This window comes from Chitinophaga varians (genome assembly GCF_014529945.1).
GTDB lineage: Bacteria > Bacteroidota > Bacteroidia > Chitinophagales > Chitinophagaceae > Chitinophaga > Chitinophaga varians.
Window position 1 is genome coordinate 1372526 of record NZ_JACVFB010000002.1, and the last position, 14751, is coordinate 1387276.

Sequence of the window (14751 nt, forward strand, 5' to 3'; positions counted from 1 at the left end):
ATTCGTCATTAATTTTTATCCTCCTATAACAGACATGCTTTCCGGCGCGGTGGTGTGCAATCGTTCGGCTTCAAACCCGTTGGCAGCGCGATGATGCAGCGCCTGCTGAATAGCGGGTAATAACGCTTCTCCTGACCGCATCAGGTCTTTTACGTTGAGAACATCGTGGCCGTAGAGACAGGTTTTTACACTACCGGTAGCGGATATACGAAGTCTGTTGCAGGTACCGCAGAAGGTGCGGCTATAGGCGGGTATCACTCCGATGTTGCCGGAATGGCCGGGAATATGATAGTTGAGCGCCGTGGAATGAGGCGCGTCTGGTAATTTATGCAGGGTGTATTTTTCGCGGAGGGTATCGAGGATCGTTTCGAAATTCCAGTTGATGCCTGAAAAAGCATGTCCCTGGCCGTTGAAGGGCATTTCCTCAATAAATCTCACCGCTATTGGTTGCTCGCGGGTAAGGGCCGCAAAGTCTGCCAGTTCATCTGTATTTACCCGGTCCATCACCACCACATTGATCTTCACTTGTAGCTGATGGGCCAGCAGGCTGTCCAGCGTTTGTGTCACTGCGGCGAACTGGTCGCGGCGCGTGATTTGCTGAAAGCGCGCGGGCTGTAGCGTATCGAGACTGAGATTGACATGGGTGATGTCCAGTGCTTTCAGATCGGGAATATAAGGGCGGGTGAGTACGCCGTTGGTGGTGATCGCTATCTGCTGTATGCCGGGAATGGCTTTTATTTTAGCCAGCAGGGGGATAAGACCAGGGCGGAGGAACGGTTCGCCTCCGGTGATCCTCACTTTGGAGATGCCGGCAGCTGCCAGTGTTTCCAGCAGGGTGATGATTTCGGCATCGGTAAGCAGGGCGGACGATTTGACAAAACGCATCTGTTCCGGCATGCAGTAGGTGCAGCGGAGATTACAACGGTCTGTTACAGACAATCTAACGTAATCGATTATACGATGATGGGCGTCCGTCAGCATGGTTAGCAGTTTTTGCCTGCATTCGGATTTTCAAAAGCCTGGCTGTCATCTTCATTCCTCGGGGAAAGGCACTGGAAGTCCTTTTCCACCAGCACTTTCAGCTCGGAGCCGTCAGGATTGGGAAGTATCAGTTCAAAGCCTACCTGGTCCGGCGCATACCATTGTTGTAACTGTTCTGCGGGCAGTAACAGATGCACGCCATCATGCTCCATTTTAATCACCGGGTCGGTGATGTTTTTCGACCGTACACAAAAATGCAGCACGGCAGCACCGATATGGGTGATGGACTCCACTTTGCCGGTGCTTTCCAGCAATTCCACATCTGTTTTGTCCAACCGGTAACGGATGCTGTTCCCTCTTATCCTGATCTTCATAGAAAGTGATTTTCTCCGGTATTAAAAGTACTATTTTATCGCTGCTATATTGTAGTTTTAACCAACAAATTTCATTGTATGGGCCTTCTGCTTTTTGGTGTGGCAAAAGATATTGCCGGTGCGGCGCTGGTTGGTTTCCCGGAAACGGTGACCAATGTGGCGGAATTGAAACAATGGCTGTATGACCGTTATCCGGCCATGCAGCAGCTCAGTTCCCTGATGGTGGCGGTGAACCGGGAGTATGCGGCCGATACGCAAATCATCCGTGCGGGTGATGAAGTAGCTGTTATACCGCCGGTGAGCGGCGGCTAGTGCACGCAAAGGATGCAAAGAGAGCAAAGCGCGCAAAAGGAGAAAGGAGTAGAGCGGAGATTGCACGCAAAGACGCTAAGCAGCAAAGGCGCTAAGCAGTAAAGAAGGTGCAAAGGCCGGATTTTAAAGATAATTATGGATACATTAATAGCCATCAGAGATACCATCACCGTACAGGAAGCGCTGGACTTTATTCAGTCGCCGGAATGCGGCGGGGAAGTGATCTTCACCGGTACGGTGCGGAATGATACCCGTGGCCGCGGCGTGACGAAATTGTTTTATGAATGTTATGAGGCGATGGCCCTTAGCGAAATGCAGAAAATCGCGGACCGCGTACAGGCACAGTGGGATGTTAAGAAGCTGGTGATGCTGCATGCCATTGGCGACAAATATCCCGGCGATATCGCGGTGGTAATTGCCGTTGCTTCAGCGCATCGCGGTATTGCTTTCGACGCCTGTGAATTTACCATCGATACACTGAAAGAAACGGTGCCTATCTGGAAGAAAGAGTTTTTTACGGACGGAGAGATTGGTCAGTGACCTGCTTCATGGCCGTAGCCTTTTCTTCCGGCGTATTGGCATTGTATTGTTCGGCTGCATAAGGATTGTGTAACACCCGGATATCTGTATTGAGTAAGGTTTTGCGGGGACAGTTTTTGCCGGACGCCACATTTTGCAACAAGGCACGCAGACCGGCCGGCTCCCAGATAGCGATCAGTGGCTCGGGCAGGTCGTTCACCGGACTGATGAAGGCGGTGGCAGCCTGTTGTGTAGCACGCTCCCGTACAAGTATGTCGAGGCTTTGCCGGCTGATCAGCGGAAGATCACAGGCCAGTACTAGCCAGGCGGTGTCCGGTTGCAGCTGGTGCGCACTGAGCAGGCCCGCGGAAGGGCCGCCATAAGGTACGCTGTCTGGTATCAACCGGGAATAGTGTTCGAAATCTGTTTGTTGATCTGTCCGGCAGGACAGATATGTTTCCAGTCCAAAAGATATCAGTAAATCCGCCAGGTACTGCCACTGGGGCATACCATGATAGTTGATCCTGCTTTTGTTTTCCTGCATCCGGGTACTTTGTCCGCCGCAGAGTACCAGTCCTTTCAATGGTGCGATGTTGTTCCCCGCCATATTTTACGCTTTTCAAAAAATCAGTCATTTCTCTGCGCCTTTGCTGCTTAGTGCCTTAGCAAGCAACAATCGCCGATCGCTCCAATCTCCTCCTTTCTTTGCGCTCTTTCTTACTTCTTCGCGCCCTCTGCGAGGTCCTGTTTGCCGCCGGTTTTACTGATCAGCCGGGTTTGCCGGATGATCATTTCCTGTGTGAAAGCTTTGCACATATCGTAGATCGTGAGCGCCGCTATGCTGGCGCCGGTGAGGGCTTCCATTTCCACGCCTGTTTTGCCCGTGGTCTTTACCGTGCAACGGATAATAGCTTCTTCGTCTTCAAGATGTATTTGTACATCGCAGCCATCGAGTAATAAGGTATGGCAGAGCGGAATGAGGTCCGGCGTTTTTTTGGCGGCCATGATACCGGCGATGATGGCCGTCTGGAACACAGCGCCCTTGCGGGTTTGAATATCATTGTCGCGGAACTGTTCCCGCACCAGCGCGGGTAAATACACCCGGCTTTCGGCAACGGCTACACGATAAGTGCTGCCTTTGCCGCTCACATCTACCATTGCCGGTTGACCGGAAGGATCGAGATGGGTAAAATCGCTGCTTGATGGATTGGCCATAATATCATAAATTTAATCACTTTCACCTGTACAAAAATAATACAAAATGATGCTGACTGTTGCTGCTGCGTATACTGCCGTATTACAGACCGTGAGGGACATGGGCACCGAAGTGCTGCCATTTGAAGCGGCCACCGGACGCGTATTGCGTGAGCCCGTTAAGGCCGACAGGCCCTTCCCGCCGTTTGACCGGGTTACGATGGATGGTATCGCCATCCTGTACGACAGCTATGCACGTGGGCAACATATTTTTGGTGTGGAAGATATACAGGCGGCGGGCGCTCCCCGGCTGCAGTTGTCCAATACCGCCAATTGTATCGAAGTGATGACCGGCGCCATATTACCGGAACTGACAGACAGCGTGATACCCTACGAGCAGCTGCAAGCCACTGACCACGAAGGTTTCCGCCGTTTTACCATCACCGGCGAGGTAACGCAGGGACAGAACATTCACCGCAAAGGGTCAGACGTGGCGCAGGAAACAGTGCTGCTATCACCGGGCACCCTGATCGGCCCTGCGGAAGCAGGCGTACTGGCCACGGTAGGCAAAACACAGGTGCAGGTGGCACGGCTGCCACGTGTAGCCGTGATAGCTACCGGTAATGAGCTGGTGCCGGTAGATGCCACACCGGAAGAACACCAGGTGCGCATCTCCAATATATATAGCCTGATGGCTTCTCTACAGCAATGCGGTATTACCGCAGTATACGTGCACCTGCCGGATGAAGAGGCTGCGATGCACGAGCTGCTGGAACCATTATTGCAGGAGACAGATGTGTGGATCAGTTCCGGAGCAGTATCTGCCGGGAAATATGATTACCTGCCGACGGTATTGCAGCGGTTGGGCATGCAGCAGCGCTTTCATAAAGTACAACAAAGACCGGGAAAACCTTTCCTGTTCGGCACTTTCGCCAACGGGCCTGTAGTTTTTGCTTTGCCGGGTAATCCGGTTTCCGGCTTCATGTGTTTTTACCGTTATGTGCAGCCCTGGCTGAAAGCTGCTATGGGAGCGCAGGAAGAAGCACCTGTTTATGCTGTGTTGCAGGAAAAGGTGATTTTTAATCCGCCACTGGAATATTATCTTCCTGTTAAGTTGCAGTCGCTGCCCGATGGTACCATGGGGGCCATCCCACAGCCTTACCATGGCTCAGGAGACCTTGCCAGCCTGCTGCATGCCGATGCCTTCATGGCGCTTCCACCGGATCAGAACATCTTTGAAAAAGGAAGTTGTTATCCTGTCTGGAAATTTCGTTAAACCCGGGCGCAAAAACGTAGTCTTAGATTAAAATATTTACGTATGCCTGTAGTTGCCAAAAAACTGGAAATGCAACATCTCGCCTGGCGTGCCGGCTTCGGTGAAACCCTGCCCGTCATCTCCGACTGGGAAAGAAGGCGGCGGAAAGAAATCGTGAATAAAGTATTGATCGGTCCTAAACGGGCTGAACTGGAATCGATAGATGTTATCAACGCCACCGACCTGCCGGACTACAGGCGTTCAAAAGATATGACGGCCGAACAACGCAAAACCGTCAATGAAATGAACACCCAGGGCATCAAAGACCTCAACGTGGCCTGGATGAACATGATGCAGAAAAGCGATCACCCGCTGCGCGAAAAGATGAGCCTCTTCTGGCACGGCCACTTCGCCTGCCGCACGCAGAATGTGTTGTTCAACCAGCAGCTGATCAGCGAGATCAGAAACAATGCCTTAGGCAACTTCGGCGATCTGCTCACTGCCGTCTCCAAGTCGCCGGCCATGCTGCAGTTCCTCAACAATCAGCAAAACCGGAAACAACATCCCAACGAAAATTTCGCCCGCGAAGTAATGGAACTGTTTACCATGGGGCGCGGCCACTACGCTGAAACGGATATTAAAGAAGCCGCCCGCGCCTTTACCGGGTGGGGCTTTGATGAAGAAGGCCAGTTCGTGTTCCGTGAAAAACAGCATGATGACGGGATCAAAAATATTCTGGGCAAAAGCGGCAACTATAATGGTGATGATGTCCTGAAGATCTTACTGGAACAAAAACAAACCGCTGTTTTTATCACCACCAAAATATTCAGGTATTTTGTAGACGATACACCGGATGATACCCTTATCCAGTCTCTCTCCGAGAAATTCTACCACTCGGGTTATGATATCAAAACCCTGATGCGGGAGATATTTATGGCTGACTGGTTTTATGATAGTAAATACATTGGCAACCGCATCAAATCGCCGGTGGAACTGTTGGTAGGCATACGCCGCACCGTTCCCATGGCTTTTGAGCAGGAAGAAGTGATGCTGGTATTTCAGCGTATACTCGGACAGATGCTGTTTTATCCGCCGAATGTGGCCGGCTGGCCCGGCGGCCGCAGCTGGATAGACAGTTCCAGCCTGATGTTCCGGTTAAGAGTACCGCAGGTGATCCTGTATTCGCAGGTGCTGAACATACGGCCTAAAGAACTGACGCCGGAAATGGGCGATGGCGGCAATTATAAAATGACCCTTCAGATCAATGATTTCCTGAAAAGGCAATTCGCCAAAAAGGTAAATGCACGGATCAACTGGGACCCTTATGTGCAGGGCTACAGCGATGTTCCACGCGAAAACCTGGCGGATACCATCGCCGGCGTGTTGTTACAACAGTCCGGCAATGTGAAAAAAACGCTGCTGGAAAAATATGCGGACACCAGCTCGCGCGAAGGGTATATCAAAACCGTGACCATTGATGTGATGAGCACTCCGGAATATCAACTTTGTTAATCATTCACCAGAAAGCTATTAGTTATGTTAATACTTAACAGGCGTCGTTTTTTACAGGTAGGTTCCCTGGCTTCCGCGGCAGTGCTGATGCCTAAGTTTCTGAAAGCCCTTGAAACCGGTGCACTGGTGCCTCCCGGCAATAAAGTACTGGTGATTGTGCAATTATCCGGTGGCAATGATGGCCTCAATACCATCATCCCTTATCGCAATGATATTTATTACCGCTCCCGCCCGGCATTAGGCATTAAGCGGGAAACAGCTTTATCCCTGAATGATGATCTGGGCATACATCCATCTCTGGACGGCCTGAAAGCCTTATACGACGATGGTTCCATGGGCATCCTCAATAATGTGGGATATCCCAACCCCGACCGTTCGCACTTCCGCTCTATGGATATCTGGCATTCCGCCAGTCAGGCCAATGAAATATGGAACGATGGCTGGGTAGGCCGCTACCTCGATGCCCAGTGCAACGGTTGTGATAAACCCACGCAGGCGCTGGAAATAGATGATACCCTGAGCCTCGCGCTGAAAGGCGAGCATAATAAAGGACTGGCGCTCACCGATCCGGGGCGTCTTTCCAATACCAGTAACGACCGGTTTTTCAAAGACCTGTTGCAACAGCATGCGCATGAAGATGAACACCACAATGTGGAATATCTCTACAAAACCATGGGGGAAACCATTTCTTCTGCAGCCTATATCCAGCAACAGTTTAAGACGTATCAGTCCAAAGAAAATTACCCGGGCACTGAACTGGGACGCAATATGCGCACCATTGCCAACCTGATCATGTCCGATATCAATACCAAAGTGTATTATGTATCACACGGCAGTTTTGATACCCATGTAAACCAGCAGGACCAGCAGGCGCGGCTCTTTAAACAATTGAGCGAAGCCCTGACCGTTTTTACCGGTGATCTTAAAAAGAACAACCGTTTTCAGGACGTAGTGGTAATGACCTTTTCCGAGTTCGGGCGCAGGGTGAGCCAGAATGCCAGTGGTGGAACTGACCACGGTACGGCTAATAACATGTTCCTGATCGGAGGTGGTTTAAAACGGCAGGGGGTATTAAATGAAGGGCCGGACCTGATGAACCTGAAAGATGGGGACTTGCAGTATAAGGTGGATTTTAAAAGCGTGTATGCCACCCTGTTGGATAAGTGGCTGGGGGCCAACGATAAGATGATCCTGAAGCAGGATTACGCCAAACTGGACTTTATATAAAACAACATTTCATCCTGTAAATAGCAGCTTATAGAAACACAGCCCCGGGGGATTTACTCCCGGGGCTGTTAATTTTATTGGGCTGTAACGGTGTAAATCGCTCTGAAGGCTGCATTTTTGATGGTACGGCTGCCGCCTACCCCGCTGAGGTCTCGCACTGTGCCGGAGAAGGTCCCTTCCACCGTGATACTGTTGCTGGAAGTAACGGTGAGGAAGCAGTCGGCACTGCCCTGTGAGCTATAAGTGGCGGGATAGCCGCCGCTGTTGATCACTACCAGGATGCTGTTGCCTGCCTTGCTGCAGGGATATACTCCCGGAGGGAAAGGTATTGTCAGTCCCGCCATAGTGATGTTAACGATATCGTTGTTAACAGTTCGTCCGTTAATTTCCAGTCTATAGTAATCGTTGTTGGGATCATCGTCCTGAAAGTTAGGAGCGTATGCTATTCCTTTGGGATTTTCGCTGAGATAGATTTTATTATCCAGCCTTACGGAAACAAACTTACGGTCTTTGCTATCGTCTTTATCTTTTCCGCAGGAGCTGCCGAGGATTACAACGGCACTGAGTAATGCGGTTACAAGTATGCGCATAGGTACTTATTATAGAAAGATGTAATAAAAATTCCGATAAAAATAATCAATTTCAGATAGAAAAACGGATGCCGGCCCGGTATTGTTACATTCCGGTGCCGGCATCTTCAGATATCCTGATAAGTTGACTGCTATGCTTTGCGGGCGGTGCGATAAAGATACCAGCCCATAAAGGCGAAGAAAGCACATCCCAGTACAAAGTAGCCACCGTGGCCCAATATACCGGCGAGACCTTCTTCCATGTTGAGTTTGGCGAGTATGGCGGCCGAGCTGTCGAACCCGGCGAGTATGGCGATAATTACACCAGCCACCGCGCCGCCGGCCACCAGACCGGTAGCAAACAGGTTGCCTTTGCCCAGTTCTTCTTCCGCGGCGGAAGCGTGGACGTTGGCTTTTTTGTTTTTATGGTCTACCACACCACGGATAGCGCCACCGATGAAGATGGGCAAAGTGGTAGACAGCGGCAGGTAGGCACCTACGGCGAAGGAAAGGGAATTGATATTACACAGCTCCATGGTGATAGCGAGGAAAACGCCCACCAGCACAAACTGCCAGTCGAGATTGAATGACAGGATGCCTTTCGCCAGTGTAGCCATGAGCGTGCCTTGTGGCGCCGGATAATAGGCGCTGCCGATAGCATGTTCGGTCACGCCTTTGCTGATCATCTCAGCAGTAGGTTTGTCGAGGAATTTTACGGTCAGCCCGATGATGATGGAAGACACGATGGCGCCGATGAACAGGGCCAGCTGCTGGTACATAGGCGTAGCGCCCACGATGTAGCCGGATTTCAGGTCCTGCGAAGTGCCACCGGCATTGGCCGCGGCGATGCAGATCATACCGCCAACCACGAGGGCCATAGGCTCATATACTTTACCGGTCCAGCCTACAGCGATGAATACCAGGCAGGTACCCATCAATGTGGCGATGGTCATACCGGAGATAGGATTGTTGGAAGAACCGATAAGGCCTACGATACGGCTGGACACCGTGACGAAGAAAGCGCCGAAGACTACCACCAGCAAACCTACCAGCATTTTTTTGCCGATAGAATCGCCCGGCAGCTGAGGCAGGAAGGCCATCAGGAGGATGAGGGCGATGCTGCCAAACAGTACTACTTTGAGGCTCAGGTCTCTTTCTGTTCTTAATACGTTGGTAGCCGCTTCGCCGCCTTCTTTACGGTCTTTGATAGCGCCGATGCTGCCTTTAAAAGAAGAGATGATGGTAGGGATGGTTTTCAGCAGGGTAATGAAGCCGCCTGCTGCTACTGCTCCCGCGCCGATCTGGCGTACATAGGCATAATATACCGCTGAGGAATAATCTGCGAAAGTATGGGTCACGGGGTCCCAGTTGCCTTGTCCGCCGGGTGTTTGCAGGCTGGCGAGGTAACCGATTTTTACCAGTTGGGAGGCTATCACATCGCCTGGCAGCAGAGAGGCCAGCAACGGAATGAGGGCCAGCCAGGAGAGTACGCCGCCGGCCACCAGTACGCCCGCAATACGGGGACCGATGATATAACCCACACCCATATACTCCGGTGTGATGTCTGCGCTGATTTTGGCAGAAGGAAAAAACTTGCTGGTTTGTTTGGTCATGTAAGCCGGTGTTTCGGCGATGACATGTAATATCTTCTGGAAGATAGCATAGGCAAAGGCGAAGCCGAGGCCATAGAAAGCGGTACGGGCAAAGTCGCCTCCTTTTTCACCGGCAATGAGCACGTCGCCACAGGCGGTGCCTTCCGGGTATGGGAGGGTTTTGTGTTCCTTCACGATCAGCGACCGGCGCAGGGGGATCATCATCAGGGTGCCGAGGATACCACCGAAGATGGCCAGAATGAGGATGGTGAAGTAGTTAAAGAACTGGGCGCCACCGCCATCGCTGAGAAACAGAAAGCCCGGCAGGGTGAATACTACGCCGGCAGCAATGGATTCACCGGCGGAACCGGTGGTCTGGATGATGTTATTCTCCAGAATGGTGGTGTTGAAAAATTTCCTGCCTAAGGTAATGGCAATTACGGCAATCGGGATAGATGCGGAAACAGTAAGACCGGCTTTCAGCGCGAGGTATACGGTAGCAGCGCCAAAGATAATACCGAAGATGCAGCCCAGTAAAATGGATTTGAGGGTAAATTCTTTCATTTGTGCGCCTGGCGGCACAAAAGGTTTGAAATTGTTGTCAGCCATATTGTAAGGTAATAGTGTTAAGGGTTGAAATTTACGAATTACGGCTTACTTACCATATATAAAAAGGAAGACCGGAACAATTTCGCTTGTTCCGGTCTTCCTTTTTATACATAAGAGGTATGTCTGTTATCTTACACCGTGCATCCATTTTTTCAGGAAGGTAGTAGATATGAACAGCAGTACTGCCGCACCTCCTGGCAGGATCACGAACACCATAAAGAACTCATAGAGGTTATGGATCGTGTAACCGGCGAAGGTTGGGTAGTGGGTGGCCAGTTTCAGTTCCTGTAATTTATCCAGTTGCTGTGCCGTGGCGGTGATAGTGCCGTCCAGAATGCCTTTCAGGTCTATATTGTTCTTGGTGGCCAGGTCAAATTTATCCTGTGTGGGTGGCAGCAGGGCGCCGAGCGTACCTGCCAGCGCATAGCCGGCGGCGTTAGCGAGGAACCATACGCCCATCAGCAGGGAGGAGAAACGGTGAGGAGCCAGTTTAGATACCAGTGACAGGCCTATTGGAGACAGGCACAGCTCACCGAGGGTATGGAACAGGTACATCACGATCAGCCAGATCACACCGAGTTTCTGACCGGGTCCGAGGTTTTTCACCTGCAGCGCGATGATGAAGAAGCCAAATGCCAGCAGTGCCAGTCCGATGGACTGTTTTACCGGGGAAATCGGCTCCATATTGCGGTTGTTCAGTTTTACCCACAGCCAGCTGAAAGGCAGGGCAAATACGATAATGAATACAGAGTTGAAGTTCTGGATAAGGCTGGGCGGTAATTCCCACCACAGGAAGTGGCGGTCTGTCTGGTAGTCGGCCACAAAAGTGAGAGAGGAACCGGCCTGTTCAAAACATGCCCAGAAGAAGATCACAAAGAAGGCCACAAAGTAGATCACGAGGATACGTTGTCTTTCTACTTTGGTAATACTTTTATCCGTCAGGATCAGCACTGCAAGGCTGATGCCGGAGGCGTAGATGAAGGGATATAACCAGGACTTGATCGGGTTAGGATCGAGGGAGAGATAGTGAATGATGAAGAACAGTGCTATCAGCAGGCCTACGACGCCCAGGATAGCGCCTTGGGAGAATTTGGCTTTGTCTGCTTCGCCTTCGTTGAGGTGGGCGGTTGGTTTGCTGAAATCCGGTTTAGCGCCAATTGGCTTGCCATCAGGAGTAACGATGAACTTGTCTTTCAGGAAGTAGAACATAATGGAACCGAGGAACATCGCGATGCCGGCGGCCAGGAAGCCCCATTTGAAAGCACCTACCATACGCACATTATCTACTTTCACATCGCCCAGGGTAGAGCAGATAGACATTCCGAGGAAAGCGCCCACATTGATACCCATGTAGAAGATGGTAAAGGCACCATCGAGGCGGCTGTCGTTTTTAGGATACAGCTGGCCTACCATGGAGGAAATATTGGGTTTGAAGAAACCGTTGCCAATGATGATGATGAAGAGTGCCAACCATACGATCAACTTGGCTGTATCCACGCTGCCGGAGTAGAGAGAGGCGCTGAGTACCATCAGCAGCTGCCCGATACCCATAATAAAACCACCTAACAGGATACAGTTCCGGTTGCCGAGGTAGCGGTCGGAGATATATCCGCCCAGCATGGGGGTGAGATAACTTAAGCCGAGGAAGCCGCCATAGACGTAGGAAGAGTCAGCTTCAGAGAATGCCAGTGCATTTACCAGGAAGAGGGTCAGCAATGCCCTCATGCCATAAAAATTAAATCGTTCCCACATTTCCGTGGTAAATAAGACACCAAGGCCTTTAGGATGACTCTTTGACGAGGCATCAGCAGGCGTCTGTGCAACAGCTGTTTGCATCATAAATGGTTAGTTTTAGCAATAGTTGTTTTAAGGTTCTGTAAAATCTCTAAATGCGGCAATTTAAAGTAAAATAGGATATCTCGTAAAAAAATGGTGGAAATGGGCCGTTTTTGTGCTTTTTTCATCTTTCTTTGCATTTTCTTTCGCACCTGCATTTATTAGGCAATTCATATGAACATTTTATTACTAGGTAGTGGTGGCCGGGAACACGCCCTGGCCCGGAAAATGTCCCAAAGTCCACAGTGTGGCCAGTTATTTATCGCGCCAGGCAATGCCGGCACATCGCAATGTGGAACGAACGTCGATATGGGCGTGAGTGAATTTGAGAAGATCCGGGCTTTTTGTCTGGAGAACGCCATCGACCTGGTAGTGCCGGGATCAGAAGAGGCCCTGGTAAATGGTATCTATGATTTCTTTGCCCAGGATGCTGCCTTGCAGCATATCCCGGTGATGGGTCCTTCAAAAGAGGGCGCCCGTCTGGAAGGCAGCAAGGCTTTCGCCAAGCTGTTCATGGAGCGGCACCAGATCCCTACTGCTGCCTACCGGGAGTTTAATGCAGGTAATTTCGAAGAAGGGGTAGCCTATCTTCAGCAGCATTCCTTACCAATTGTGTTGAAAGCCGACGGGCTGGCTGCCGGTAAAGGGGTGGTGATCACCAGCTCTCATGAAGAGGCGGTGACTGAGTTTGAGCAGATGATCCGTGCCGCCAAATTTGGCGATGCCAGCAAAACCGTGGTGATAGAGCAGTTCCTGACCGGTATTGAGTTGTCGGTGTTTGTGCTGACGGATGGCCATTCTTATAAAATACTGCCGGAAGCGAAGGATTACAAACGGATCAGTGAAGGCGACAAAGGCTTGAACACGGGGGGTATGGGAGCGGTATCTCCGGTGCCTTTTGCCGATGCTGCTTTCATGAAAAAGGTAGAAGATAAAATAATCCGCCCTACAGTAGCGGGCTTGTCAAAAGAAGCGATAAAATATAACGGATTCATCTTTTTTGGCTTGATTAATGTGGAAGGTGAGCCTTTTGTGATTGAGTACAACTGTCGCATGGGCGACCCGGAAACGGAAGTCGTAATGCCCCGTTTACAAAACGATTTACTGGACCTGTTTACCACGGTATCGAACGGTACGCTGGCAGAACAAACCATTTATGCAGATCCGCGTGCAGCCGCCACCGTCATGCTGGTGTCTAAGGGCTATCCGGAAGCATACGAGAAAAACAAAGAGATCAACGGTATACCGGCGCCTACCCAGGACCAGGTAGTATTTCATGCCGGGACCAAACAGTCGGGAGCGCAAGTCGTGAGCAATGGCGGCCGTGTATTGGCCATCACATCGCTGGCAGCCAGTCTGCCACTGGCATTGGCCCATTCCGTGCAAACCGCAGAACAAATTTCGTTTGAAGGCAAAACGTATCGTCGGGATATAGGGTACGAATTCATTTAGGCATTTGGTTATTTTTTTATTTAGGGGTTTTCTCAGTGGAAACATGCTTTCCAAATGATCAAATAACTAAATATTAAAATGGTAAAATAATCGTGTCGGGTTGCCGTTTAAACAACAAATAACTTTTTTTAATATTTAGCCGTATTATTGCAAGAATATCCACTTTTTGCATCGTATATTCGTTAGAATTATTCATTTTTGCATTCTAATTTTTGACCGTATCAACAATGGGATTTTTTAATTTTTTAACGCAGGAAATCGCGATTGATCTGGGTACAGCGAACACGCTGATAATACATAATGACCAAGTGGTTGTGGACGAGCCTTCCATTGTAGCGATAGAACGGGCTAGCGGTAAAATTGTGGCCGTAGGAAAGAAGGCCATGATGATGCACGAAAAAACACACGAATATCTTCGAACGATACGTCCCCTGAAGGATGGTGTGATCGCGGACTTTAATGCCGCTGAGGGTATGCTCAGGGAACTGATAAAAATGGTTTATCCTAAAAAGCCGTTGTTTGCTCCCAGCTGGCGTATGGTGATCTGTATTCCTTCCAGCATTACGGAAGTGGAGAAGAGAGCGGTACGTGACTCTGCCGAGCAGGCAGGTGCCAAGGAAGTGTACCTGTTGCACGAACCAATGGCTGCTGCCCTGGGTATCGGTATCGATGTGGAAGAGCCGGTAGGTAACATGATCATCGATATCGGAGGTGGTACCACCGGTATTTCTGTGATCGCCCTGGCTGGTATCGTGTGCGACCAGAGTATCCGTATCGCGGGTGACGAGTTCACCGCTGATATCATGGAAGCGCTGCGCCGCTATCATAGCCTGTTGATCGGTGAAAGAACAGCAGAACAGATCAAGATCCATATCGGATCTGCCCTGAAAGAACTGGACAACCCACCAGATGATATCCCGGTTAACGGTCGTGACCTGGTGACTGGTATCCCTAAACAGATCATGGTATCTTACCAGGAGATTGCCGAGGCACTGGACAAATCTATCTTTAAAATCGAAGAAGCCATCCTGAAAGCGCTGGAAACAACGCCTCCGGAGCTGGCATCAGATATTTACCGCAGGGGCTTGTACCTGACCGGCGGCGGTGCGCTGCTGCGTGGCCTGGACAAACGCCTTGCCCAGAAAATCAAACTGCCGGTTCATGTAGCAGACGATCCGCTGCGTGCCGTAGTAAGAGGTACCGGCATCGCGTTGAAACATGTGGGTAAGTATCCGTTCCTGATGCAATAAACCTATTTAGATATTTAGATATTTGGTTATTTACAGGGTTCCTTTTCTGAAAGAAATCCTTTAAATAAC

14 protein-coding genes are annotated in these 14751 nt (G+C 50.4%); 7 read left to right on the plus strand and 7 right to left on the minus strand.

Features of this window, described 5'->3' with window-relative positions:
- Nucleotides 1–15: 15 nt before the first annotated feature.
- Nucleotides 16–981: a GTP 3',8-cyclase MoaA gene (gene moaA, locus ICL55_RS13500; protein WP_188097893.1), complete on the minus strand. Its 966-nt coding sequence runs from the start codon at nucleotides 979–981 to the stop codon at nucleotides 16–18.
- 2 nt (nucleotides 982–983) lie between these two features.
- Nucleotides 984–1355 carry a DUF7009 family protein gene (locus ICL55_RS13505; protein WP_188097895.1) on the minus strand — a complete coding sequence of 124 codons (372 nt, stop codon included), beginning with the start codon at nucleotides 1353–1355 and terminating at the stop codon, nucleotides 984–986.
- A gap of 78 nt (nucleotides 1356–1433) precedes the next feature.
- On the opposite strand from ICL55_RS13505, the gene moaD reads away from it, so the two are divergent.
- Together moaD and ICL55_RS13515 are read left to right on the plus strand one after the other, a co-directional pair.
- A complete protein-coding gene (moaD, locus tag ICL55_RS13510) occupies nucleotides 1434–1667 on the plus strand; it encodes a molybdopterin converting factor subunit 1 (RefSeq protein ID WP_188097897.1) in 234 nt (77 codons plus the stop codon).
- Nucleotides 1668–1802: 135 nt separating this feature from the next.
- Nucleotides 1803–2207 (plus strand): molybdopterin synthase catalytic subunit, encoded by a 405-nt coding sequence (locus tag ICL55_RS13515; protein ID WP_188097899.1) that lies wholly within the window; start codon nucleotides 1803–1805, stop codon nucleotides 2205–2207.
- On the opposite strand, the gene ICL55_RS13520 is transcribed toward ICL55_RS13515, so the two are convergent.
- A complete protein-coding gene (locus ICL55_RS13520; protein ID WP_188097901.1) occupies nucleotides 2182–2793 on the minus strand; it encodes an NTP transferase domain-containing protein in 612 nt (203 codons plus the stop codon). The two genes, ICL55_RS13515 and ICL55_RS13520, sit on opposite strands and share 26 nt — an antisense overlap.
- Before the next feature lie 110 nt (nucleotides 2794–2903).
- Nucleotides 2904–3401, minus strand: coding sequence for a cyclic pyranopterin monophosphate synthase MoaC (gene moaC / locus ICL55_RS13525; protein ID WP_188097903.1), 498 nt, complete (start codon nucleotides 3399–3401; stop codon nucleotides 2904–2906).
- A gap of 46 nt (nucleotides 3402–3447) precedes the next feature.
- Here moaC and ICL55_RS13530 point away from each other — a divergent pair, with 46 nt between their 5' ends.
- Genes ICL55_RS13530 through ICL55_RS13540 form a run of 3 tightly spaced genes read left to right on the plus strand, consistent with a single transcriptional unit; the run spans nucleotide 3448 to nucleotide 7374 of the window.
- Nucleotides 3448–4656: a molybdopterin molybdotransferase MoeA gene (locus ICL55_RS13530; protein ID WP_223151422.1), complete on the plus strand. Its 1209-nt coding sequence runs from the start codon at nucleotides 3448–3450 to the stop codon at nucleotides 4654–4656.
- 42 nt (nucleotides 4657–4698) lie between these two features.
- Entirely contained in the window at nucleotides 4699–6147 is a 1449-nt protein-coding gene (locus ICL55_RS13535; protein WP_246496264.1) for a DUF1800 domain-containing protein, read from the plus strand.
- Between the two features lie 24 nt (nucleotides 6148–6171).
- A complete protein-coding gene (locus ICL55_RS13540) occupies nucleotides 6172–7374 on the plus strand; it encodes a DUF1501 domain-containing protein (protein ID WP_188097906.1) in 1203 nt (400 codons plus the stop codon).
- Nucleotides 7375–7448: 74 nt separating this feature from the next.
- On the opposite strand, the gene ICL55_RS13545 is transcribed toward ICL55_RS13540, so the two are convergent.
- From ICL55_RS13545 to ICL55_RS13555, 3 genes are all read right to left on the minus strand, one after another.
- The gene (locus tag ICL55_RS13545; protein ID WP_188097908.1) at nucleotides 7449–7964 is read right to left on the minus strand and encodes a hypothetical protein; all 516 of its coding nucleotides are present in this window, start codon (nucleotides 7962–7964) and stop codon (nucleotides 7449–7451) included.
- 131 nt (nucleotides 7965–8095) lie between these two features.
- Entirely contained in the window at nucleotides 8096–10144 is a 2049-nt protein-coding gene (locus tag ICL55_RS13550; RefSeq protein WP_188097910.1) for an OPT family oligopeptide transporter, read from the minus strand.
- A 126-nt stretch (nucleotides 10145–10270) separates the two neighbouring features.
- Nucleotides 10271–11983 (minus strand): peptide MFS transporter, encoded by a 1713-nt coding sequence (locus ICL55_RS13555; protein WP_223151423.1) that lies wholly within the window; start codon nucleotides 11981–11983, stop codon nucleotides 10271–10273.
- A gap of 171 nt (nucleotides 11984–12154) precedes the next feature.
- Here ICL55_RS13555 and purD point away from each other — a divergent pair, with 171 nt between their 5' ends.
- The gene (gene purD / locus ICL55_RS13560) at nucleotides 12155–13432 is read left to right on the plus strand and encodes a phosphoribosylamine--glycine ligase (RefSeq protein ID WP_188097912.1); all 1278 of its coding nucleotides are present in this window, start codon (nucleotides 12155–12157) and stop codon (nucleotides 13430–13432) included.
- A 227-nt stretch (nucleotides 13433–13659) separates the two neighbouring features.
- Nucleotides 13660–14682 (plus strand): rod shape-determining protein, encoded by a 1023-nt coding sequence (locus ICL55_RS13565; RefSeq protein WP_078669179.1) that lies wholly within the window; start codon nucleotides 13660–13662, stop codon nucleotides 14680–14682.
- The last annotated feature ends 69 nt before the right edge of the window (nucleotides 14683–14751 follow it).

Bases quoted from the DNA above. Each gene is read 5' to 3' on its own strand.
- moaA (WP_188097893.1), bottom strand. From the start codon at position 981: ATGCTGACGGACGCCCATCATCGTATAATCGATTACGTTAGATTGTCT.
- ICL55_RS13505 (WP_188097895.1), bottom strand. From the start codon at position 1,355: ATGAAGATCAGGATAAGAGGGAACAGCATCCGTTACCGGTTGGACAAA.
- moaD (WP_188097897.1), top strand. From the start codon at position 1,434: ATGGGCCTTCTGCTTTTTGGTGTGGCAAAAGATATTGCCGGTGCGGCG.
- ICL55_RS13515 (WP_188097899.1), top strand. From the start codon at position 1,803: ATGGATACATTAATAGCCATCAGAGATACCATCACCGTACAGGAAGCG.
- ICL55_RS13520 (WP_188097901.1), bottom strand. From the start codon at position 2,793: ATGGCGGGGAACAACATCGCACCATTGAAAGGACTGGTACTCTGCGGC.
- moaC (WP_188097903.1), bottom strand. From the start codon at position 3,401: ATGGCCAATCCATCAAGCAGCGATTTTACCCATCTCGATCCTTCCGGT.
- ICL55_RS13530 (WP_223151422.1), top strand. From the start codon at position 3,448: ATGATGCTGACTGTTGCTGCTGCGTATACTGCCGTATTACAGACCGTG.
- ICL55_RS13535 (WP_246496264.1), top strand. From the start codon at position 4,699: ATGCCTGTAGTTGCCAAAAAACTGGAAATGCAACATCTCGCCTGGCGT.
- ICL55_RS13540 (WP_188097906.1), top strand. From the start codon at position 6,172: ATGTTAATACTTAACAGGCGTCGTTTTTTACAGGTAGGTTCCCTGGCT.
- ICL55_RS13545 (WP_188097908.1), bottom strand. From the start codon at position 7,964: ATGCGCATACTTGTAACCGCATTACTCAGTGCCGTTGTAATCCTCGGC.
- ICL55_RS13550 (WP_188097910.1), bottom strand. From the start codon at position 10,144: ATGGCTGACAACAATTTCAAACCTTTTGTGCCGCCAGGCGCACAAATG.
- ICL55_RS13555 (WP_223151423.1), bottom strand. From the start codon at position 11,983: ATGATGCAAACAGCTGTTGCACAGACGCCTGCTGATGCCTCGTCAAAG.
- purD (WP_188097912.1), top strand. From the start codon at position 12,155: ATGAACATTTTATTACTAGGTAGTGGTGGCCGGGAACACGCCCTGGCC.
- ICL55_RS13565 (WP_078669179.1), top strand. From the start codon at position 13,660: ATGGGATTTTTTAATTTTTTAACGCAGGAAATCGCGATTGATCTGGGT.